The 20,693-nt window shown below is 69.0% G+C and carries 16 protein-coding genes; 11 read left to right on the top strand and 5 right to left on the bottom strand.

The window, feature by feature from the left end; genetic code table 11:
- Positions 1-166: 166 nt before the first annotated feature.
- Complete coding sequence (locus ACIBH2_RS21775; protein WP_397120072.1) at positions 167-712, bottom strand: NADAR family protein; 546 nt, start codon at positions 710-712, stop codon at positions 167-169.
- 79 nt (positions 713-791) lie between these two features.
- Between ACIBH2_RS21775 and ACIBH2_RS21770 the strand changes: the two genes are divergently transcribed.
- The 4 genes from ACIBH2_RS21770 to ACIBH2_RS21755 all read left to right on the top strand — a co-directional run bounded on the left by ACIBH2_RS21770 (position 792) and on the right by ACIBH2_RS21755 (position 6,031).
- Positions 792-2,144 (top strand): hypothetical protein, encoded by a 1,353-nt coding sequence (locus ACIBH2_RS21770; RefSeq protein ID WP_397120070.1) that lies wholly within the window; start codon positions 792-794, stop codon positions 2,142-2,144.
- Between the two features lie 78 nt (positions 2,145-2,222).
- Entirely contained in the window at positions 2,223-3,776 is a 1,554-nt protein-coding gene (locus ACIBH2_RS21765) for an alkaline phosphatase D family protein (RefSeq protein WP_397120068.1), read from the top strand.
- 55 nt (positions 3,777-3,831) lie between these two features.
- Positions 3,832-5,091, top strand: coding sequence for an FAD-binding oxidoreductase (locus ACIBH2_RS21760; protein WP_397120066.1), 1,260 nt, complete (start codon positions 3,832-3,834; stop codon positions 5,089-5,091).
- A gap of 136 nt (positions 5,092-5,227) precedes the next feature.
- Positions 5,228-6,031 carry an SDR family NAD(P)-dependent oxidoreductase gene (locus tag ACIBH2_RS21755; protein WP_397120064.1) on the top strand — a complete coding sequence of 268 codons (804 nt, stop codon included), beginning with the start codon at positions 5,228-5,230 and terminating at the stop codon, positions 6,029-6,031.
- Positions 6,032-6,105: 74 nt separating this feature from the next.
- Here ACIBH2_RS21755 and ACIBH2_RS21750 read toward each other — a convergent pair whose 3' ends face one another.
- The 3 genes from ACIBH2_RS21750 to ACIBH2_RS21740 all read right to left on the bottom strand — a co-directional run bounded on the left by ACIBH2_RS21750 (position 6,106) and on the right by ACIBH2_RS21740 (position 8,244).
- A complete protein-coding gene (locus ACIBH2_RS21750) occupies positions 6,106-6,633 on the bottom strand; it encodes a hypothetical protein (protein ID WP_397120062.1) in 528 nt (175 codons plus the stop codon).
- 178 nt (positions 6,634-6,811) lie between these two features.
- Complete coding sequence (locus tag ACIBH2_RS21745) at positions 6,812-7,228, bottom strand: cytochrome c oxidase subunit 4 (RefSeq protein WP_397120060.1); 417 nt, start codon at positions 7,226-7,228, stop codon at positions 6,812-6,814.
- A 14-nt stretch (positions 7,229-7,242) separates the two neighbouring features.
- Complete coding sequence (locus ACIBH2_RS21740; protein ID WP_397120058.1) at positions 7,243-8,244, bottom strand: cytochrome c oxidase subunit II; 1,002 nt, start codon at positions 8,242-8,244, stop codon at positions 7,243-7,245.
- A 455-nt stretch (positions 8,245-8,699) separates the two neighbouring features.
- On the opposite strand from ACIBH2_RS21740, the gene asnB reads away from it, so the two are divergent.
- From asnB to ACIBH2_RS21705, 7 genes are all read left to right on the top strand, one after another.
- A complete protein-coding gene (gene asnB, locus ACIBH2_RS21735; RefSeq protein WP_397120056.1) occupies positions 8,700-10,727 on the top strand; it encodes an asparagine synthase (glutamine-hydrolyzing) in 2,028 nt (675 codons plus the stop codon).
- Positions 10,728-10,851: 124 nt separating this feature from the next.
- Positions 10,852-12,333, top strand: a complete 1,482-nt coding sequence (locus ACIBH2_RS21730) for an alpha/beta hydrolase (RefSeq protein WP_397120054.1) — start codon at positions 10,852-10,854, stop codon at positions 12,331-12,333.
- A 46-nt stretch (positions 12,334-12,379) separates the two neighbouring features.
- Positions 12,380-13,069: a response regulator transcription factor gene (locus ACIBH2_RS21725; protein WP_397120052.1), complete on the top strand. Its 690-nt coding sequence runs from the start codon at positions 12,380-12,382 to the stop codon at positions 13,067-13,069.
- On the top strand, positions 13,069-14,367 hold the full coding sequence (locus tag ACIBH2_RS21720) for an ATP-binding protein (protein WP_397120050.1): 1,299 nt from the start codon (positions 13,069-13,071) through the stop codon (positions 14,365-14,367). The genes ACIBH2_RS21725 and ACIBH2_RS21720 overlap by 1 nt, the downstream gene beginning before the upstream one ends.
- An 85-nt stretch (positions 14,368-14,452) precedes the next feature.
- On the top strand, positions 14,453-16,948 hold the full coding sequence (locus ACIBH2_RS21715; protein ID WP_397120048.1) for a hypothetical protein: 2,496 nt from the start codon (positions 14,453-14,455) through the stop codon (positions 16,946-16,948).
- 13 nt (positions 16,949-16,961) lie between these two features.
- Complete coding sequence (locus ACIBH2_RS21710; protein ID WP_397120046.1) at positions 16,962-17,408, top strand: hypothetical protein; 447 nt, start codon at positions 16,962-16,964, stop codon at positions 17,406-17,408.
- Positions 17,405-19,966: an Hsp70 family protein gene (locus ACIBH2_RS21705; protein ID WP_397120044.1), complete on the top strand. Its 2,562-nt coding sequence runs from the start codon at positions 17,405-17,407 to the stop codon at positions 19,964-19,966. Before ACIBH2_RS21710 ends, ACIBH2_RS21705 begins: the two co-directional genes overlap by 4 nt.
- Before the next feature lie 43 nt (positions 19,967-20,009).
- Here the strand turns inward: ACIBH2_RS21705 and ACIBH2_RS21700 are convergent, their stop codons facing one another.
- Positions 20,010-20,672: a methionine ABC transporter permease gene (locus ACIBH2_RS21700; protein ID WP_397120955.1), complete on the bottom strand. Its 663-nt coding sequence runs from the start codon at positions 20,670-20,672 to the stop codon at positions 20,010-20,012.
- Between the last annotated feature and the right edge of the window lie 21 nt (positions 20,673-20,693).

Raw genomic sequence — 20,693 nt, 5'->3', positions numbered from 1 at the left:
ATTCCCTCGCACCACTTCACATGCGACCCGCGACATCCCCAATGCCCTGCGGGACCAACGACTCCCGTGCCACCGCGTAACCCCAGCGACTCACCCCGCTTTGTGCGGCACCGACTTCCGTTTCGGCCCAGTGGGTTCCGCCCCGCCTGGTCGATGTGCCGGGCGCTCAGCTCGTCGCGAGGATGGTTCGGGCGTCCATGAGGGCGAAGCCGAGAAGGTTCTCTCCGCGCCATCGCGTCGGGTCGGTCGCCTGTGGATTTTCCGCGCCCAGTCCGATGCCCCACACCGTGTCGCGCGGTGCGGCCTCCACGAGCACTGTGTCGCCGGTGGCGAGTAGGAAATCTCGAAGCTCTTGGTGCTCACCGAATTTCGCGATACCGGCCCGGACCACGATGTCGTAGCGGTGGTTCCGCCAGACCGCTTCGTCGAATCCGCGTACCGCGCGGCCGAGTTTCTTGGCGTCGGCGGGAGTTTCGCTGTCGAGTACGCGGGCGCGCATCTCCTCGTCGCCGAACAGGCGCGCCTTCTCGGCCATCATGAAATGTTCGGCGCTGCGGTATTTCACGCTGTCGACCACGAATTCGACCGGCCACCACTGGCTCAGCACCCAGCGTCCGACGGTATGCCCGGGCGTCGGCGTATGTCCCCAGAAGAAGAGGTATTCCGGCCTCGCCCCGGCCGCCACCGCGTCGATCAGCTCTGCCCTGTTCACATCGCGGGACCCTAACCGACAGCTACGACACGAGAAGATCGCCTCGCATGTTTTATCACAAAACGGTAACGTGCACTCCATGACGCAGCAGACCGGAGTGATGTTGAGTTCCTGGCTGCTCCGACTACTCGCTACGGCGCGGACGGATCCGAGCCTCCCGCGAACCGCCATGGTGATGCCGCTGGCGGATACCGCGGAGTTGGCCAAGATCTCCTTCGGGTCCGCCGTGCCGGAGTTGCGCGCGATCGGGGTGGCCCTCACTTCCGAGATCATGATGCAGTGGCGTACCGCGCAGCCGGAATTGCTTGGGGAGCTGGCGCATTGCGTGGCCGATCCGGAGTACCACAGCGATGACGCCGCCGCGGTGCTGGCGGCCATCGCGGGCACCCAACCGGCGCAGGAATTCGATCCGTTGCTGCCCACGCTGATTGCCGCGCTCGACCACGAGAGTCCTTACGGTTCGGCCACATTGGCCCTCGCCCGCCTCCGGCACCCGGCCGCCGTGGCCTCGGTGCGCCAATGGCTGACCAGCGGCCGCATCAAACCGTTGCAGGCCCCCTTCGACATCGAACACGTCCTCATCCCCCTGGTCGACCACGCCGAGGACCTGCTGCCCGCCATCCGGGCCTCCCTCGCCACCGAGTCCTACAACAGCGCCCTGCATCCCCTGCTGCGCACCCTCGCGTCCTGGGGCCCGGTCGCCGCCCCCGCCCTCCCGGAACTGTTGCCCTACTTGCGCAATGGCGACGCGCGGTGGGCCTGTGAGGCCCTGGGCAGTATCGGCGCACCCGCCGCGCCCGCCGCCGAACTGCTCGAACGTTATGCCCGCGGCACCGAGCGCCCGCCGCGCCACGACACCGGACTACCGCCCGACAGCCCCCAGGAATGGCACGGCACCCAGACCGCCGCGTGGGCGTTGTGGCGCATCACCGGCGAATCCAGCGTCGCCCTCTCGGTTTTCGGCGACGCGGTGGAGGCCGGAGTCGCGGTGGACTTCGACCGCCTGGCCGAATTCGGCACCCTCGCCGCGCCCTTGGCGGATCACGTTCGGACCCGGCTGGATTCGCCGGGCCGATGGGAGCGGGTACACGCCGCCTGGGCCTGGTGGCGCATCACCGGCGACCCCGATCCGACCATCCCGGTGTTGTTGGATGCGTTGGAGCCCTTGATCTCCGGCTTCGCCGATGCCGAGTGCCGCGCCGCGGTGCGGTTGATCGGCGAGGTGGGCGCGGCGGCCGAAGGCGCTGTGCCCCTGCTGGAATCGGTCCTGTCGGCGGATCGCCGCTTCGGACCGCTGCCCTCGCACCGCTGTCAGCAGGCCCAGACCGAACTCATCGCGGCGCAGCGCGACAGCGAACTGTGCGATGCCGCCCGCCGGGCGCTGACCGCCATCGCCGCCGGGCGCGGCGACACCGTGGCCCCGACCGAATAAACAATCTGTTGATTCGAGGGGCACAGCTCTTCACCCCCCATTCACACCCCGTTGAGCTGATTGCTGAATGGTCGCCCCATGGCCCCGCTCACCCGACGCACCCTGCTCCGCACCACCGCCCTGGGACTCGCGACAGCCCCGGCCCTCGCGGCCTGCTCGCGCGATGACGGCCCGGCCCTCGTCCGGCAGCGCCCCGCCCTCACCCACGGCGTGGCGGTCGGCGACCCCCGCACCGACGGCGCACTGATCTGGGCCCGCTCCGACTCCCCCGCGAAGCTCATCGTGGAGACCGCCGCCACCGAATCCTTCCACGACGCCAAGCGTTTCGAGGGCCCGCTGCTCACCCCGGACGCCGACGGCACCGGCCGCCTGCGCGTCGCGGGCCTGCAGCCGGGCCAGCTGGTGCACTACCGCGTCACCCTCGAGGGCGAGGGCGGCGCGACCTCCGAACCGTTCACCGGCGCCTTCCGCACCGCCCCCAGCGCGCCCGCCGACATCAAACTCCTCTGGTCCGGCGATGTGGTGGGCCAGGGCTACGGCATCAACCCCGATCTGGGCGGTATGAAGATCTTCTCCGCCATGGCCGCCCGCGACCCGCACCTGTTCCTGCACTCCGGCGACGTCATCTACGCCGACAACCCGGTGAAGGAGTCGGTCACCCTCCCCGACGGCCGTATCTGGCGCAATACCGTCTCCGAGGCGAAATCCGCTGTGGCGCAGACCCTCGACCAGTTCCGCGGCAACTACGCCTACAACCTCACCGACGAGAACTACCGCCGCTTCAACGCCAGCGTCGCCCAGATCGTGCAGTGGGACGACCACGAGACCGTCAACAACTGGTACCCGGGCGGCCTGGTGCCCGAATCCAAGGGCTACACCGAGCGCAGTATGGACACCCTCGCCACCCACTCCTGGCGCGCCTTCCACGAGTGGATGCCGGTCGACCCGCGCGAAGCCGTGGACGGCCGCCTCTACCGCAAGATCTCCTACGGCCCGCTGCTCGACGTCTTCGTCCTCGACATGCGCACCTACAAGGACGCCAACGACGAGAACACCCGCCCCGACGGCCGCGTCCTCGGCCCCGCCCAAACCCGGTGGCTCACGGAGGGTCTGCGCGGCTCCACGGCCACCTGGAAGATCGTCGCCAACGATCTGCCGCTGGGCCTCGCGGTCAAGGACGGCGAACAGAAGGACCGCACCGCCTACGAGGGCCCGGCCAACGGCAACCCTGGCGCGCCTGCGGGGCGCGAGGCCGAGATCGCCACGGTGCTCTCGGCCATCAAGGCCGACAAGGTCACCGGCGTCGTGTGGCTGACCGCGGATGTGCATTACACGGCGGCACACCACTATTCGCCCGCCCGCGCCAGCTTCACCGACTTCGACGAGTTCTGGGAGTTCGTCTCCGGTCCGCTCAACGCCGGGGCGTTCGGCCCCAACGAACTCGACGGGACCTTCGGCCCGCAGGCCGTTTTCGTGCACGCGCCGCCGACCCAGAACACCTCGCCGCTCGATGGCGAATTCCAGCATTTCGGCGAACTCACCATCGACGGCCGCAGCCGCGAACTCACCGTGAACCTGTGCGATGCCAGCGGGAAGGTCCTGTTCACCCAACGGCTCGCTCCCGCTCGCTGAGCGGCCACCGGAGAGGGGCTACGCAACCTCGCGATTTGTGGTTAGCTGTAGCGCCATGAGCACGACCGCAACCGCCCTCGGCGAAGAGTTCCTGCCTCGCGACACCGCGGATGTGGTTCGCACGGTTCGGGATTCGCGCCAGTCCACGAAACCGCTGATCGTCCGGGGTGGCGAGCGGCCGGACGAGGACCTCGCGCCGCCCGAGCAGGGCTCGGTGCTGTCCATGCGGCAGATGAACCGGGTGCAGGTGGTCGACGCCGACGCCCGCACGGTGCGGGTGCAGGCGGGCGCGCGGCTCTCCGATATCGATCGCACCCTCGGCGCGCACGGACTCGGGCTGCCGATCGTCGGCGACCACCGCGAGATCACCGCGGGCGGATTCGCGGCCGTCGGCGGGCTCAGCTCGGCCTCGCACCGCTTCGGCATGTTCAGCGACAATGTGGTGGAGCTCGAATACGTCGACCAGGACGGGCGTTTCGGCACCTGCGGACGGACCCACAATGTGGAGCGCTTCCGCAAGATCCTCGGCGGCGGCGGACGGTCCGGCATCATCACCGCCATGACCCTGGCGGTGCGCGAGGTGGACAAGGACCACACCTGGCTCACCACCGACGCGCACCGCTTCCTGGATTTCGACACCTTCGTCGAGCAGTCCGTCCAGGAGATCCAGCGCCCCGGCGATGCCGTGCTCCAGGTGGGCCGCTGGGTCGACACCGCCCCGCTGCGGGTGGCGCGACCGGTCGGCACCGGCCAGGTGAAACTGGGCACCGTGCGCTTCGGCCAGTGGTCGAGCCTGCACCCCACCACCCCGACCGGCTCGCTGCGCGCCCGCCGCGAGGTCGGTGCCCGCGCCCGAAAGTCCCTGGGCGCCATCGCTTCCTCGGCGGGCGGCCGCGCCGGTATGCCGGTGCGCTACGCCGCCGCGGGTGCGCTCATGTTCGCTCCGAAGGTGCTGACACTGCGCGACGCGGAGTTCCTCGCCGATACCGTCATCAGCTCCTCCGAGCGCGGACCGGCCTACCGCATTTCGGTTTTCGCGCCCATGTCCACCTATCGCAAGGTCTTCCACGGCCTGCACGACCTGTTCTCCGGGCACCGCGAACGCACCGGCTGCTTCACCGTCATCTCCGCCATGACCTACGGTGTGCGCTCCCCCTACCTGCGTGAACTCGACGGCGAGGACCACGGTTTCATCACCTTCACCTGTCGCCTGCGCCCGGCCGCGCTGCCCTCGGACATGTTGCGCGACATCGTTTCCGGAATCGACGAGATCTGCGTGGCCGAACGCGCCCGGCGCTACGACCCCACGGATTAGAATGTGACCCGCCGCGCTTCCAGCAATCGGTCAGCAGACCCTCGGCTGACACTGGGAGCGCGGCCGGTATCGGCACTGTCGGCGGGGTGCCCATACATGGTTCGGCTTTTCATCCCACATGAAGGTTGCCTGTTCCATGATCGAATTCCGCCATGAGCGCCGCCGTCCCACCTCCGAAACCATTGCGGGCAAACGGATCCTGATCACCGACGCCTGCTCCGACATCGGCCGCGCCACCGCCCGACTATTGGCTCTACAAGGAGCCGAGGTACTGCTGGTGGCCCGCCGCGGGGATCTGCTGGTCTCCGACGCCAACACCATTGTCCAAGCCGGTGGCCTGGCCCGCTGGCACCGCTGCGATATCTCCGCCCTCGGCGATGTGGATCAACTCGTCGAATGGGTGCTCGCCGAATTCGACCGGCTCGATGTGCTGGTCAACAATGCCGGTCGCCCGCTGCGCCGCCCGGTGCTCCAATCGCTGGACAAATTCCGCGACTACCAGCGCATGATGGCCACCAACTACTTCGGACCGCTGCGCCTGACCCTCGGTCTGCTGCCCGCCATGCTCGCGGGCGGCTCCGGTCACGTGGTGAATGTGGGCCCCTGGAGCCTATCCACCGGCGCGGCACCGAATTTCGCGTCCTACGCGAGCTCCCAGGCCGCCTGGACCACCTTCGGCGAATGCGCCGACGCCGAGCTCGCCGAGCACGGTATCAGCATCACCTCGGTGCAGTATCCGGCCTTCCGAGGCGATACCGAGACCCAGACCTATACCGCGGAGCATCCGATCTCGGTGCCCGCCGAGGCGGCGCGCTGGATCGAGAACGCCATTCGCACCCGCCCCACCCGCGTGGAGCCACGCTTCTCCCGCACACTGCGCGGATTGGCCGGTGTCGCACCGCGTTCCACCAGTCGCCTCATGCACGCCTTCGGTATGTGAGAGCTTTCGGTACTGCCGGATGAGGGGAAAGGCGGGGCGCTCGCGAAATCGAGGGCCCCGCCTTTCACATCCGCCTACGCGAATGTCGCTCCGGTGACCGGCATTCCGACATTCTTCAGCGGCCCGTCGATACAGGTCGTCACCGAACCACCGGCCTTCTCGATGGGCCCGGTGGTGATGACCACGGTGCCGCCGGTGCCCGGCCCCTCCACGATCTGGAGGGTGTTGGTCGCCGGTGCCATATAACCGTTCAGCGTGAACGGTCCGGTCATCCGGCTGGTTTCCCCACCGGCCCAATGCAATATGGCATCCAGCTGCCCCTTCACGCCCAGACAGCTCGCCTCACCGACGAAATCGGTGGACCAGCCCACCTCCTCGGTGGGTGTGCCCTGGCAGGTGTGCAGATCGCCGTCGAGGCGCGCCTTCACCTGCTCGGCCTCCATGCCGATGGGGGTCTCCGACATGAACTGCACATGCCCGCCCTCGCACGAGCCCTGGATCGCGGTCGCCTGCGCCGGAGCGATGCCCAGTCCGGTCGTCGCGATACCGAGGCACACCGCTCCCAGGGCTGGCGCCGCCAGCGTGGAATTCCGAAGCTTCATCCCGTCCTCTCGCCGTTGCTCGATCAAGTGACAGCTGACCGTAGCGAGCGAGCGCCGGGGTGTGGGAGCTTTCGCCGATCCTCGCGCGCGTTGTCCGAAATGCGAGGAACCGCAGGTCACGCCGGGCAAAACGAAAGCGCCCCACCCGAATCCGGGTGGGGCGCTTCGCGGTGCTACGTCAGTGCTTCTCGGGGCCGAGGTGGTACTCGAACACCAGACCGCCCGCGGCGATCAGAATGCACACCACGCCGATGCCGATCAGCCAGAACTGGAAGAACGCGAAGCCCAGGGCGGCGATGGAACCCGCGGCCGCGAGCAGGATGGGCCAGAACGAACCGGGCGAGAAGAAGCCCAGATCGCCCGCGCCGTCCGCGATCTCGGCATCCTCGTAGTCCTCGGGACGCAGGTCCAGACGACGCGCCACGAACCGGAAGTAGGTGGCCACGATCAGCGACAGACCTGCCGACAGCACGATGGCGGTGGTGCCCGCCCATTCGACGCCGGTGCGCGACTGGGCGGTGAAGTAGCCGTACACCACGGCCACGAGCACGAAGAAGATCGTGATCAGTTCGAAGATGCGAGCTTCGACCTTCATGTCAGTTCAGTCCTCTACTTGGCGGCTTCCGTAAGGCCCTCACCACGGGCCGTACGGTCGCTGTTGAACGGCTTGGTGGTCACGGCGACCGGCGACTCATCGATGCTGGACAGCGCCTCGGCATTGGTCCGCCCGGCCTCGCGGGCCAGCAGGTACTTCTCGAACTTCTCCGGCGACACCGCGCGGACCTCGAAGTTCATCATGGAGTGGAAGGTGCCGCACATCTCCGCGCAGCGGCCCACGAACGCGCCTTCCTTCTCGATCTTGGTGATCTGGAAGACGTTGTCCGAGTGGTTCTGCTTGGGGTTGGGCATGACGTCGCGCTTGAACAGGAACTCCGGCACCCAGAAGGCGTGGATGACGTCCGCGGCGGCCAGCTGGAACTCGATGTTCTTACCGGTCGGCAGCACCAGCACCGGGATCTCGTTCGAGGTGCCGATGGTCTCCACCTTGTCGTAGTTCAGGTAGGAGATGTCATTGGCGGGCAGGCCGTTGTTCGGGCACGGCTGCGGATTGCCGTGGTCGTTCTTGCGCTCCAGGCACTCGTCCTTGATCTGCGCGTTCATGTCCTGACGCGCGTGATCGACGCCGTCGTACTGGAAGCCGCCGTTCTTGAAGTCGACCTTCTGGTAGCCGAACTTCCAGTTCCACTGGAAGGCGGTCACGTCGACCACGACATCCGGGTTGGAGACCTTCTCGTGCACGTAGTTCTGCACGACCACGGTGAAGTAGAACAGCACCGCGATGATCACGAACGGAATGGCCGTGTAGGTCAGCTCCAGCGGCACGTTGTAGCCGGTCTGGCGCGGGAACTCCGGGGAGTCCTTCTTCTTGCGGTGGAAGATGATGGTCCAGAAGGTCAGGCCCCAGACCAGCACGCCCATCGCCAGCGCGGCGATGACCGACCACGTCCACAGTTCCCGCATCTTGGTGGCCTGCGGCGTGACACCCGAGGGCCAGCCGAACCGAAGCCACGGGTTATCGATCGAGCAGCCGGAGACGAGCATCGCGGTCATCCCCAAGGACACCGCCAGCCCGGCCCGCCGAAGGATGCGGCCCCGCCGACCCTGGGCGGGTCGTGCCCCTATCGCTTCGCTCGCCTTGTGCGCCACGCTCAACGCCTTCCTGGTCGTCTATTCGACACGGCGTCGCCCGGACTCCCTTCCGCCGGGCGACACATATTCAGCACGTTTGGGAAATTCTCAGGGTTGGGCGCACAACGCGCCACCGGCCCCGGGAGTTCCCGAGTACTACGCAGCGTAGACCAAACCGGTCGCCGCTATGTGATGGGGTCGCCTTCGACACTCCGGTGAGCCGGTTGCGATCTGGGCTCGACGGTGGTGACCAGTGAATTCGGCCTACGGCAGCATGTGCGCGACGCGTGCGGCATACTCGGACACTGAGTTTCGCCTGCCTGCCCCGGTCCCGGGGTGTGGTGTCCCCCGACTCCCGAAACGAGGTTTTCGTCGCAGTGTGTGGACTGCTCGGATATCTGACTGTTGACACTTCCGACGTCTCGGAGGGCACCACCAACGAAGCCATAGCGGCCAAGCTCCACGAAGCGCTGGTGTGCCAGCGCCACCGCGGCCCCGACGAGCGCGGCACCTGGCACGACGAGCACATGATCTTCGGCTTCAACCGCCTGTCGATCATCGATATCGAGCATTCGCACCAGCCGCTGCGCTGGGGCCCGCCGGAGAACCGGCAGCGCTACGCCATGACCTTCAACGGCGAGGTCTACAACTACCTCGAGCTGCGCGAGCAGTTGCAGGCCGAGCACGGCACCGAGTTCGGCGCCGAGCCCATGTTCGCGACCGAGGGCGATACCGAGACCATCGCGGCGGCGTTCCACTACTGGGGCGCGGAGGCCGCCAGCCGCCTGCGCGGCATGTTCGCCTTCGCCATCTGGGATACCGAGACCCGCAAGCTGTTCGTGGCGCGCGACCCGTTCGGGATCAAGCCGCTGTACCTGGCCACCGGCCCCGGCGGCACGGCGTTCTCCAGCGAGAAGAAGAGCCTGCTGGAACTGCTTGCGCAGCTGGGCCTTTCGGACGACCTGGATCCGCGGGCGCTGGAGCACTACACGGTGTTGCAGTACGTGCCCGAGCCGGAGACCCTGCACAAGGATGTTCGCCGCCTCGAATCGGGCTGCTACGCCTGGGTGGAGCCGGGTCAGGCCCCGCGCATCACGCGCTATTTCACGCCGCGGTTCAAGGTGGTGCCGTTCGCCAAGTCCGACGAGGTGACGGCATACGCGCCCACCACCCGTCCGCGCCCGGCGGACCAGCGGCCCAACACCGCCGAGTACCGCTATCGTGAAATCGCCGAGGCCCTGGAAGATTCCGTGGCCAAGCACATGCGCGCGGATGTCACCGTCGGCTCGTTCCTCTCCGGCGGCATCGACTCCACCGCCATCGCGGCGCTGGCCATCCGGCACAACCCGAATCTGCTCACCTTCACCTCGGCGTTCGAGCGCGAGGGCTACTCCGAGGCCGATGTGGCCGCCGAGACCGCCGAAGCCATCGGCGCGAAGCACTACATCCGCACGGTCACGCCCGAGGATTTCGCCAACGCGATTCCCGAAATCGTCTGGTACCTCGACGAACCCGTGGCCGATCCGGCGCTGGTGCCGCTGTACTTCGTGGCCAAGGAGGCCCGCAAGCACGTCAAGGTGGTGCTCTCCGGCGAGGGCGCGGACGAGCTGTTCGGCGGATACACCATCTACCGGGAACCGCTGTCGCTGAAGCCGTTCGAGTACCTGCCCAAGCCGCTGCGCCGTCTGGCGGGCAAGCTGTCCGAGCGCATTCCGGACGGCACCCGCGGCAAGAGCCTGCTGCACCGCGGCTCGTTGACCCTCGAGGACCGCTACTACGGCAATGCCCGCAGCTTCAACGACGCCCAATTGCGTTCGGTGCTGCGCGATTTCCGCCCGCAGTGGACCCACCGCGATGTCACCGACGCCATCTGGGCCATGCAGGGCGGCGACTGGGATCCGGTGGCGCGCATGCAGCATCTGGACCTGTTCACCTGGCTGCGCGGCGACATTCTGGTCAAGGCCGACAAGATGACCATGGCCAACTCCCTGGAGCTGCGCGTCCCGTTCCTGGATCCGGAGGTCTTCAAGGTCGCCGAGAAGATCCCCGTCGATCAGAAGATCACCAAGGACACCACCAAGTACGCGCTGCGCCAGGCGCTCGAGGGCATCGTCCCCGCCCACGTCTTGCACCGCGCGAAGCTGGGTTTCCCGGTCCCGCTGCGCCATTGGCTGCGCGGCCCGGAGCTCTACGACTGGGCGCACCAGCAGATCCAGGACTCCCAGACCGATCACCTGCTCGACAAGGCCGCCATCACCGCCATGCTGGCGGCCCACCGCGCGGGCACCTCCGACCACAGCCGCCGCCTCTGGACCCTGTTGGTCTTCATGATCTGGCACGGCATCTTCGTCGAACACCGCATCAAACCGGAGATCCAGGAGCCGGTGTACCCGGTTTCGCTCTGACGCCTGCCGCGGCCCGAGGGTTCTTACACGCTTTTGTCATTGCTCTCGCGGACGTCTGACGTCGGCGGCCGAGTATCGCTGTCGTGCCTCACCGGGAGGCACGGTGGCGAAAGAGGGTTCGAGAATGCGCGGGAGTGTGCGGGCGGCGCTGGGTGCCGTCGCGGCGATCTTGGTGGCGGCGGGGGCCGTCACGGGGTGTTCGGGGGCGGGGTCGACGACGGCCGCGCCGGACTGGTGTCCGACCGTCGAGGGGCATCGGGTGGAGTGCGGGACGGTGACCCGGGAACTGGTGGCGGGGCAGCCGGAACTCGGGGATATCGAGGTGGCCTACGCGCTGGTGCGGCGGTCGCATACGGGTGCGCCCGCGGCGGGCACCATCGCGCCGAATCCGGGTGGGCCGGGCGTGCCGCTCATCGACCATGTCGGGCAGGCGGTGGCGGCGATGGATTCGGTGCTGGACGATCACGATCTGCTGCTCATCGACCCGCGCGGCACCGGGCTGTCCACGCCGTTGGATTGCGGTGTGCCCGACCAGGATTACCTGACGTTGCCGCGAAACGAGCAGCGGGAGACGGTGGCTCGCTGCGGTGAGCGGCTCGGCCCGCGAGCGGCGGGGTACACGTCGGCGGCGACGGTGGACGACTTCGATGCCGTGCGAGCCGAACTCGGTATTCGGAAGCTGGTGCTCTACGGCCTGTCCTACGGCACCTACCTGCTGCCGGTCTACGCCCAGCGGCATCCGGAGAGCGTGCAGTCCATGGTGCTGTCGGGGGCCTACCCGCACGACTTCGATACCCTCAACCGTCCGAACGCCGAGGCGGTATCGCTGGCGCTGCAACGCATTTGCGAACGCTCGGGGGTCTGTGACGGCGCGACGGCGGTCGCGGACCTGCGCGCGGTGAACGCGCGCCTGCGCACCCAGCCGATCGCGATCGAGGGCGAGCGCCCGTTCACCCTCACCGAGGACAAATTGGGCAGCCTGCTGTTCGAGACCGCGACCTCCGGTGTCGGCGCGGACCCCGAACCGATGCTGGGAACCGTGCCCGCCGCCCTGCACGCGGCCGTCCGGGGCGACGACGCTCCGCTGCGGGATTTCGCGACCCGGGCCGCCGCCGTACCGGTCACCGAGAACATCGACCTCTACGTCACGGTGGCGTGCAACGACTACCCCACCCTGTGGAATCCGAACAGCCCGATGCCGCAACGGGAACAGCAGTACCGCGCGGCCATCGACGCGGCCGGTGAGACGGGGGCGTTCAGCGCGGGCGGATTCTCGGCGGCGCAGCGCGACGGCGGCGACGTCTGCCTGGGCTGGCCCGCCACCACGCGCAACGACTATGCGTCCCAACCGCTTCCGGATGTGCCGGTGCTGGTGCTGTCGGGCGATCTGGACGCCATCACCCCGGACCTGAACGGCCAGCGCGCGGCGAGCCGCTTCCCGCACGCCCGCTTCGTCTCGGTGCCGAATGTCGGCCATGTCCCGGATCTGGCGCCGGGTGGCTGCGTGACCGGCATCGTCACGAATTTCCTGCGCACCGGCGACCCCGGGGCGACGGACTGTGTGCGCACCGTTCCACCGATTCCGGTGACCCCGGTCACCAACTGACACGACGCCCGCCATGTCCGATTCGCATAACCGACAGAATGGTCCGGTGACCGTACCGACCACCCCGACCGTGCTCCTCGTCGAGGACGATCCGAATGTCCGCAGCACCCTCGACCAGCTCCTGCGTTTCGAGGGCTACCGGGTGCTCCAGGCCGCCGACGGCAGCGCGGCGCTGGGCGTCCTGGAGAGCCAGCAGCCGGACCTGGCGGTGGTGGACGTGGTCATGCCGGAGCTCGACGGGCTGTCGCTGTGCCGAATCCTGCGGCGGCGCGGCAACCGGTTGCCGATTCTGGTGCTCACCGCGCGGCACCAGGTCGGCGACCGGGTGGCCGGACTCGACGCGGGGGCCGACGACTATCTGGCCAAACCCTTCGACACCGAGGAGCTGTTGGCCCGGTTGCGCGCGCTGCTGCGCCGCAGCGCCCCCGAGGATCCGGTGACCCTCACGGTCGGCGACCTCACGCTGAACCCGGCCACCCGCGAGGTGCGGCGCGGCACCCGCGCGCTCGACCTCACCAGAACCGAATTCGACGTCCTGGAGCTGCTTATGCGCAATGCGCGCATCGTGCTCACCAGAAGCCGCATCTACGAACACATCTGGGGTTTCGACTTCGACACCGAATCCCGATCCCTGGACGTCTACATCGGCTATCTGCGCCGCAAATCCGAGGAGGGCGGCGAGCCCCGGCTCATCCACACCGTCCGCAATGTCGGCTACACCATCAAAGACGCGTAATGCTGCGCACCAGAATCACTCTCGTGGCCGTGACGGCGGTGGCCGCGGCCATCGTGGTCGCCGTCGTGACGGCCTACCGCACCGTCAGCCCGCTGGTCGCCGACCAGGTCGACCGCGGCCTCTCCGACCGTGCCGACACCGTGCTGGCCCTGCTGCGGGCCGACGCGCCGCTGCCGGTCCGCCCCGATATGACCGAGCAGCTGTTGCTGCCCGACGGCACGGTGCGGCCGCTCACGCCGGGCCGAAATCCCTTGCCGGTCACCGCCGCCGATCGCGCCATCGCCGTCACCGGTGCGGGCGTGAACGAGACCGAGATCGAGGTGGACGGCGTCGGCTACGGCATTCTCACCAAGGGCCGCCCGGGCGGCGGCGCGGTCATGGTGAGCCAGAACTACGCCGATGTGGAGCGCATCGACCGCGAATTCCTGTGGCGCACGGTGTGGATCACCGCGATCGCCCTCGCCGCCGCGGCGCTGCTGTGCTGGCTGGCGATCGGCCGCATTCTGCGCCCCATTCGCCGACTGGCCGCGGCGACCGACCACATCGCCACCACCCAGAATCTCTCGACCACCTTGCCCGACAACGACTCCGGCGAGGTGGGCGAGCTGACCCGCAGCTTCAACACCATGCTCGCGGCGCTGCGCTTCTCGCGCGCCCAGCAGCAGCGCCTGGCCGAGGACGCCGGTCACGAATTGCGCACCCCGCTCACCTCGGTGCGCGGCAGTGCCGAACTGCTGCAACGCGCCCGCGGCCGTCTGGCCCCCGACGACGAGGCCACGGTCCTGGCGACCCTGGTCCAGGAGGCCAAGGCCCTCGACGAATTGGTGCGCGAACTCGTGGATCTCGCCACCGACCAGTACGCCGCCGAAGACCCGGCCCCCGTCGCTCTCGCGGAGTTGGCCGAGGACACCGCCCGGCGCTTCCGCCGCCGCACGGCGCGCGTCATCACGGTGACCACCGAGGATCCGGCGACCGTGCTCGCCCGGTCGCGCGCGCTGACCCGCTGCATCGACAACCTCGTCGACAATGCCAGCAAGTTCAGCCCGCCCGACTCCCCCATCGACATCACCGTCCGGGACAGGACCGTGACCGTGCGCGACCGAGGCCCCGGCATCGACGCCACCGACCGCACCGCCGTCTTCGACCGCTTCTACCGCGCCGACCGCACCCGCTCCACCCCGGGCTCCGGCCTCGGTCTGGCCATCGTGCACGACATCGTCACCGCGCACGGCGGCACGGTGTCGGCCGACAATCACCCCGAGGGCGGTGCGACATTCCGATTCACTCTGCCCGGCTGAGCGGGGTACGGTAACGCCGGGGGATACGAGGCGGCGATCCCACTCGGCAATCAGCGCTGCACAGGCCGCCAGCAGGAGTCGCGGAGTGATATGGCGGCGGGCGAGGGACGATGACCGGCGCGACGAGCCGCCGAAGGCGGTCCCGGAGCCGGTAGTACGGTCGATTCCGCTGGAAGAGCGCGGTTTTCGGCAGGCCCTCGAGCGCACCGACGCCTTGGCGGATGCCCGCGAGCGGGCGCGCGCGGTGCTGACGACCATTCGGGAGTTCCTCGGGCAGATCGAGGATGCCGAGCTGATCCGCAATTCCAGTGCGCTGCAAGCGCGATTGGCGGCGGCCGCGGTGGAGTTCCCCGACGAGGCGGTGCGCGTGCTCGCCGACGTGTCCTGGCGCGGCGATATCGACGACGACATCGCCCGCGGCGTCTTCGGCCGATGGATGCGCGCGCCCGACCCGGACACCTTCGCGGCCACCTGGGGACCGGCGCTCGGCCTGCTCACCCAGTCGAACGCGCTGTGCGCCACCGTGGCCGAGGCGGTACGGGAACCGAATTCGCAGGTCTCGGCACGGTTCCGGGAGCTGCTGCGGGCCCGGCTCGTCCAGATGGTCGACGAACAGTTCGAGAAGTACGAGTTCGGCGGCGCGAATTCGCCGGTGTGGCAACTGCTCTACGCCCTCGGCCCGGCCAATCGCGCCGAATGGTTCTGTGTCCTGGGCGATCTCGCGGCCGAACGCGGCGACGACCGGGCGGCCACGCACCGCTACGAGGTCGCGGATCGCTTCGGCGGCACCGGCATCGACCAACGCCGGGCGCGGCTGCACGACATCACCGCCTATCAGCGGTTGCGTGGCGGGACGACGACGGCGGACGCGCTGAAGGGCCCCGGCACGCCGAGCGAGTTCCGGCACCTGGTGCTCGGTGCGGCGGCGGTGCTGCGCGGCAGCGACGCCGAGACCCACCTCAGCGCCGCCGACCGCGCTTCCGACAGTCCGCTGCGCGCCACCGCCCGACTGCTGAGCGCCCTCGATCTGCTGCGACGGGGACACGAGGACGCCGCGCGCCATCAACTCGACCTGGTCCTGGACGCGCCGCTACGCACCCGAACCGACCCCGATATCAAGGCCAATGCCGAACTCGTGCGCGGCATGCTCGACGGCGACGACCAAGCCGTCGCGAACGCGATGCGGCTGCTGGTGGCCCGGCACGGAGCGGATTGGCCCAGCCGCTCACTCGTCGCCCCGGAGGCCGTCCTGACCGCCGTCTCGCGCGGCGACCACGCCCTGCTGCCCGAACTGCTGGCCGCCAGCCACCCGGAGACGATCGGCCACCTGCACGCCCTGCGCGACCGCGCGGTGGGCCTGGTGCTGGCGAAAGCCGCACGCGCGGCGCTGTTCTCGCGGTCCGACACCACCGGTCTACTGCTGTACGGCGCGCGCGGGCTGCTCGGCGCGGCCGAGGGCGAGACGGCGGATCGGCTGCGCGACGCGGCGACCCGGATCGAGGAGCTCACCGCCGGGCTCGCGCACGACACCACACCGGCCCGCCCGCTGGACCGACTCGCCTTCGCGGCGCTGCGCCGCGACGGCGAACGCCATCCGACCACCCCGGAGGCGCTGCGGCTGTGGCGTGACCTCGACACCGACCTCACCCGCGACCATCGCAGCCTGCACCATCTCGCCGTGGCCGAGCACGCGCGCGCCTACCAGCTCGACATCGACGGCGACGACCGGGCTTTCGAGTACTGGCACACCGCGCTGGCGTGTTGGGCACGGCTGCACGGCGATCCGGACTTCTGGACGGATCTGCGCGAGCATCTGGCCGCGGTCATGCCGGACGCGTCCGCCGCCGAGGTGGCGGCCGCCGTGGACTCCGCCGCCGCCGACCTGCCCGCGAACCTGCTCGAACCGCACATCAGCCGAATCCTGGAACTGCACCTGGACGACTCCGCCCGCGCCCGAGCGCATCTCGACCTGCTCCGGGACGCGCCCTTCGCCGCGCACGAGGTCGCCGCCGCGCGCGCCCGGGTCTCGCGCGAGGCGGGTGCGCGCATCCGCCGCCTCATTCGCGAGGGGGCACTCGACCGCGCGCTGGACGAGGCGCGGGCGTGGACGGCCATCGACGACGACAATGTCCCCCTCGCCGAACTCATGCTGGAGGTCGGCATCGAGCATGTCGAGAGCGCGCGCCAGCGCGGTGAGCGCTGGTCCACCGAGGCCCGGCCGACCGTGGAGCGCATTGCCGAAGTGGTGGAACCGATTCGGGCGACCCTCGGCCTCACCGACCGGCAGATCGCGGCACGCGGCCGCCGCACCTTCACCGACCCCGATCACGCCGCGTTCGCGGCCAAGCTGGCGCGTTTCGAATTCTGGCTCGGCGCGTGCCAACTCATGGCGACCTACCGCGACTACCAACAGAGCCCCTTCTCGGACCGGTCCGGATTCCGCACGGCCGCCGCCCATTTCCACAACGCCATCACCTTGGGCCTGCCCGCGCGCGAACCCTTCGCCCGCGCCCGCGAACTGATGGTCGACGCCGGGCGGCTGCAACGCGCGGTGCAGGGTCAGTACGTGGGCTTCCTGTAGTGAGAGACGAACGATGAGCGTGAACCCCTGGGCGTGGAACGCCCGAAACCCGTACTACGAGACCGCCTTTCAGGTCCTGGATCTCGACCCCACTGTCGACCGGGCGACCGCGCGCGCCCGCATCGCCGCGCGGCGCAAGCGCATCTCCTACGACGCCAGCCGATTCCCGCTGTTCGGCACGCCGCTCGGTGTCGCGCAGATCAATGCCGCCGAGGAACAGCTCGCCGACCCGGCCAGCCGTGTGGCGGCGGAGCTGCTCACCCACCGGCCGGAGCCCGAGGGCGATACTCTGCCCGAACTCACCGAGCTGCTGGAGTTGAGCCAGTCCCTGACCGCGGCCGCCGAATCCGCCGATTCGACGCCCTCCCAGTCGAATTCCGCCGCCGACTGGCTCGATCTCGCCGCCCTCCCGGCGCTGCTGCCCAACCCCACCGATCCCCCGCAGGAGGCCACGGCATGAGCCTTGTCGCCGGTATCGACCTCGGCACCACGAACTGCTGTGTGGCCGTCCCCGCCGACGCCGATATCCCGAACCGCGACGAGCTGATCAAACAGCGGCGGCTACGGCCCTTCGGCGGGGCGCTCATCGTCGCCAATCCTGATCTCTCGCTCACCACGCCCTCGGCGGTGTGGATCGGTCCGGACGGCGCGGCCGTGGTCGGCGCCCGCGCCAAACGCAAAGCGCGCCAGCCCGGTTCGCCGCCCGCCATGTTCTTCAAACGCAATATGGGCACCGACCAACCGGTCACGGCGGGGCACGCCACGCTCACCCCGCTGGAGGCGTCGGTCCTGCTGCTGCGGCATCTGAAGGCCAATGCCGAACAGACCCTGGGCCAGTCGATCGAGCGCGCCGTCATCACCGTTCCGGCGTACTTCGAGACCAGCGCCAAGACGCAGACCACCCAGGCGGGAGCCGAGGCCGGACTCGAGGTCGCCGAAACCCTGATGGAGCCGGTGGCCGCGGCCCTCGCGCACATGCACGAGAACGGCCAGACCACCGACCCGGACGCGCCGAGCCGCCGCTACCTCATCTACGACCTGGGCGGCGGCACCTTCGACACCTCGGTGGTGTCGTGGGATGGGCGCGACGGCTTCGACTCCCGCAGCTTCGACGGCGACCGCTACCTCGGCGGCTACGATTTCGACCAGGCCATCGTGGACTGGATGATCGCCCAATTGCCGGTCTACGACCTGAATTTCCAGCCCGGCGACCCCGCCGACGACGAGCGCGTGGCCCGGCTGCTGGCGCTGGCCGAGTCGGCGAAACACGAACTGTCCCGCGATACCGAGACCGAGATCATCACCGATGACCTCGAGGATCGCACCGGCGCGCCGATGAGTATCAATCTGCCGCTCACCCGCCCGGAGTTCGACGAACTCATCGCGGGCCATCTGCGCGGCACCATCGACCACTGCGCCGAGGCCCTGGCCAAGGCCCGGGTCGCGCCCGCCGAACTCGACGAGATCGTGCTGGTGGGCGGCAGTTCCCGGATTCCGCTGGTGTCGGAGCTGCTGCGGGAGAAGTTCGGGCTCACCCCGCGCCTGTTCCATCCGGAGCTGGTGGTGGCGGTGGGCGCGGCGCTCAAAGCCACCGGCCTGACGACCCGCAGCCGGGTGCTGGAGCTGGAAAACCTGGTTCCGGACGGGGAATTCGTCGATATCGCCGGTCGGGTGCTGACCGATCGGGTCGAGGGCGGCGAGATTCTCGTCGAGGTGGTGTCGGGTGACGGCGCGGCGCTGCGCGAACCCCTCACCGCGGACGGCGCCTTCCTGTTCATCGAGGTTCCGCTCGGCACCGGCGAATTCACCGTTCGGGTCCTGGTCGACGGCGCGGAGGTCGCCGCCGAACACCTCGGCCTGCGGGCCCACGCCGGTCCCGCCGTACCCGACCTGGCCGGTGACATTCTCGCCCACGACTTCTCGGTGGAGCTGCTGGATCGGCAGCTGTGCCGAGTCGCCAAGGCGGGCACCAAGATTCCGCACCGCGTCTATCAACGCCTGGAGACCGCCACCCGCGGCACCACGCTCGCCGTGCGGCTGTACGAGGGCTGGATTCCCATCGGCACGGTGCGCATTCGCGATCTGCCCGAGGATATGGATCCGGGCGCGGCGGTGGAGCTCACCCTCGAATTCGCGGCGGGCTGGACCATTCACGCCTCGGTGCGCATTCCGCACCTGGACCGCTCCGCCACCGCCGTCATCGAGATTCCGGTGCGCGAGGTCGCGCCGTGGGAGCGGATCCGGTCCCGGGCCACCGGCGTGCGGGCCGAGTGGGCGCAGATCCGCCGCGAAGTCCACCATGCCGAGGCCGCCAAGGTCGCCCCGGAGATCGAACACCGCCTCACCACCCTGGACGCGCTGGTCGGCCGCACCCAAGACCAGGCCAAAGCGCATCACCTGCTGCTCGAGACCGAGACCATCGTGCAGGGTCTGCTCACCAGCCGCGGGCCGGACGATTACCTGGAGCCGCCGCTGAGCGAGTTCGAGGAGACGGTGGACGAGCTCACCGGTGTGGTGCTGCTCGTTCAGCGCACCGATCCGGCGGCGGCCCCGCGGTATCGGCTGCGCCTCGACGAGCTGGAGAAGCAGGGCCGCGCCGCCTACGACGCGGGCGACTTCGTGAGCTGGCCACGCGTCAACGAGAAGCTCGACGATCTGCGCCAGGAGGTCTTCCAGATCCCGTCCATTCGCGAGATCGTCGTCATGCAGCAGACGCCGACCGTTCTGCGCCGCTGGCTGCGGGAGCGCATCGACGGCGTCGATGCCGAGATTCGCCGCAAACACGATGAGCTGCGGATGGATTCGCGCCTGGAGCCACAGGACCACGCGCGACTGCCGCGCCAGCGCGACGACTTCCTCGCCGAACTGGCGGTGATCGCGATGTCGGTGGAGCAGGTGGACGGCGACCGGGCCTCGGCGCCGGAGCAGTTGCGCATCCTCTACTTCGAGCAGCTCGAGCCCTTGAAACGCCGGGTGGCGAGTTGGGGCCGGGAAGCCGGAATGCGCAGGTCCCAGTAGGGGCCTGTCGCGGTGGGCATTCCGGCTCCCCGGTACGGGTGACTCAGCGGCGCAGCACCTTTCGGGCCAGGGCATTGCCGAGGAACTGGATGCCCTGCACCCCGGCGATGATCACCAGCGTCGCCACCAGCGTGACCTGCCAGTCGAAGCGCTGATACCCGTACACCAGCGCGAAATCGCCCAGTCCCCCGCCGCCGACGGTGCCCGCCATGGCGGACATGTCGACAATGGCGATGACCACGAAGGTGTAGCCGAGGACCAAGGGGCCCAAGGCTTCCGGGATCAGCAGGGTGAGAATGATGCGCAGCGGTCCCGCGCCCATGGCGCGGGCCGCTTCGATCACGCCCGGGTCCACGGTCACCAGATTCTGTTCGACAATGCGGGCGATTCCGAAGGACGCGGCCACGATCATGACGAACGCGGCGGCCTCGGTGCCGATGGTGGTGCCGACCACCTCGAGGGTGACCGGGCCCAGCGCGGCGAGCAGAATGATGAACGGGATCGGCCGCACCACGTTCACCAGGACGTTCAGCACCAGATGCACCGGCGCGCTGGCCAACAGACCGCCCTTGCGGGTGACATACAGCGCCGTGCCCAAGGCCAGCCCGATGAGCCCGCCCACCACGAACGTGAGCAGCACCAGGTAGATGGTGGTGCCGATGGCCTCCCACAGCACCGGCCGCAGTTTGTCCCAATCCGTCTGCACGGCCGCGAGATTCACGACAGC

It is taken from the genome of Nocardia sp. NPDC050406 (assembly GCF_044459025.1).
Taxonomy (GTDB): domain Bacteria; phylum Actinomycetota; class Actinomycetes; order Mycobacteriales; family Mycobacteriaceae; genus Nocardia.
The sequence above is the reverse complement of the archived record's forward strand: the minus strand, read 5'-3'. Positions and strand labels throughout refer to the sequence as shown.

What these genes read in the sequence shown, in the direction of transcription:
- ACIBH2_RS21710 (WP_397120046.1), top strand. Translation starts at nt 16,962, where the DNA reads ATGAGCGTGAACCCCTGGGCGTGGAACGCCCGAAACCCGTACTACGAG.
- ACIBH2_RS21760 (WP_397120066.1), top strand. Translation starts at nt 3,832, where the DNA reads ATGAGCACGACCGCAACCGCCCTCGGCGAAGAGTTCCTGCCTCGCGAC.
- ACIBH2_RS21705 (WP_397120044.1), top strand. Translation starts at nt 17,405, where the DNA reads ATGAGCCTTGTCGCCGGTATCGACCTCGGCACCACGAACTGCTGTGTG.
- ACIBH2_RS21720 (WP_397120050.1), top strand. Translation starts at nt 13,069, where the DNA reads ATGCTGCGCACCAGAATCACTCTCGTGGCCGTGACGGCGGTGGCCGCG.
- ACIBH2_RS21730 (WP_397120054.1), top strand. Translation starts at nt 10,852, where the DNA reads ATGCGCGGGAGTGTGCGGGCGGCGCTGGGTGCCGTCGCGGCGATCTTG.
- ACIBH2_RS21755 (WP_397120064.1), top strand. Translation starts at nt 5,228, where the DNA reads ATGATCGAATTCCGCCATGAGCGCCGCCGTCCCACCTCCGAAACCATT.
- ACIBH2_RS21765 (WP_397120068.1), top strand. Translation starts at nt 2,223, where the DNA reads ATGGCCCCGCTCACCCGACGCACCCTGCTCCGCACCACCGCCCTGGGA.
- ACIBH2_RS21745 (WP_397120060.1), bottom strand. Translation starts at nt 7,228, where the DNA reads ATGAAGGTCGAAGCTCGCATCTTCGAACTGATCACGATCTTCTTCGTG.
- ACIBH2_RS21770 (WP_397120070.1), top strand. Translation starts at nt 792, where the DNA reads ATGACGCAGCAGACCGGAGTGATGTTGAGTTCCTGGCTGCTCCGACTA.
- ACIBH2_RS21740 (WP_397120058.1), bottom strand. Translation starts at nt 8,244, where the DNA reads ATGACCGCGATGCTCGTCTCCGGCTGCTCGATCGATAACCCGTGGCTT.
- ACIBH2_RS21750 (WP_397120062.1), bottom strand. Translation starts at nt 6,633, where the DNA reads ATGAAGCTTCGGAATTCCACGCTGGCGGCGCCAGCCCTGGGAGCGGTG.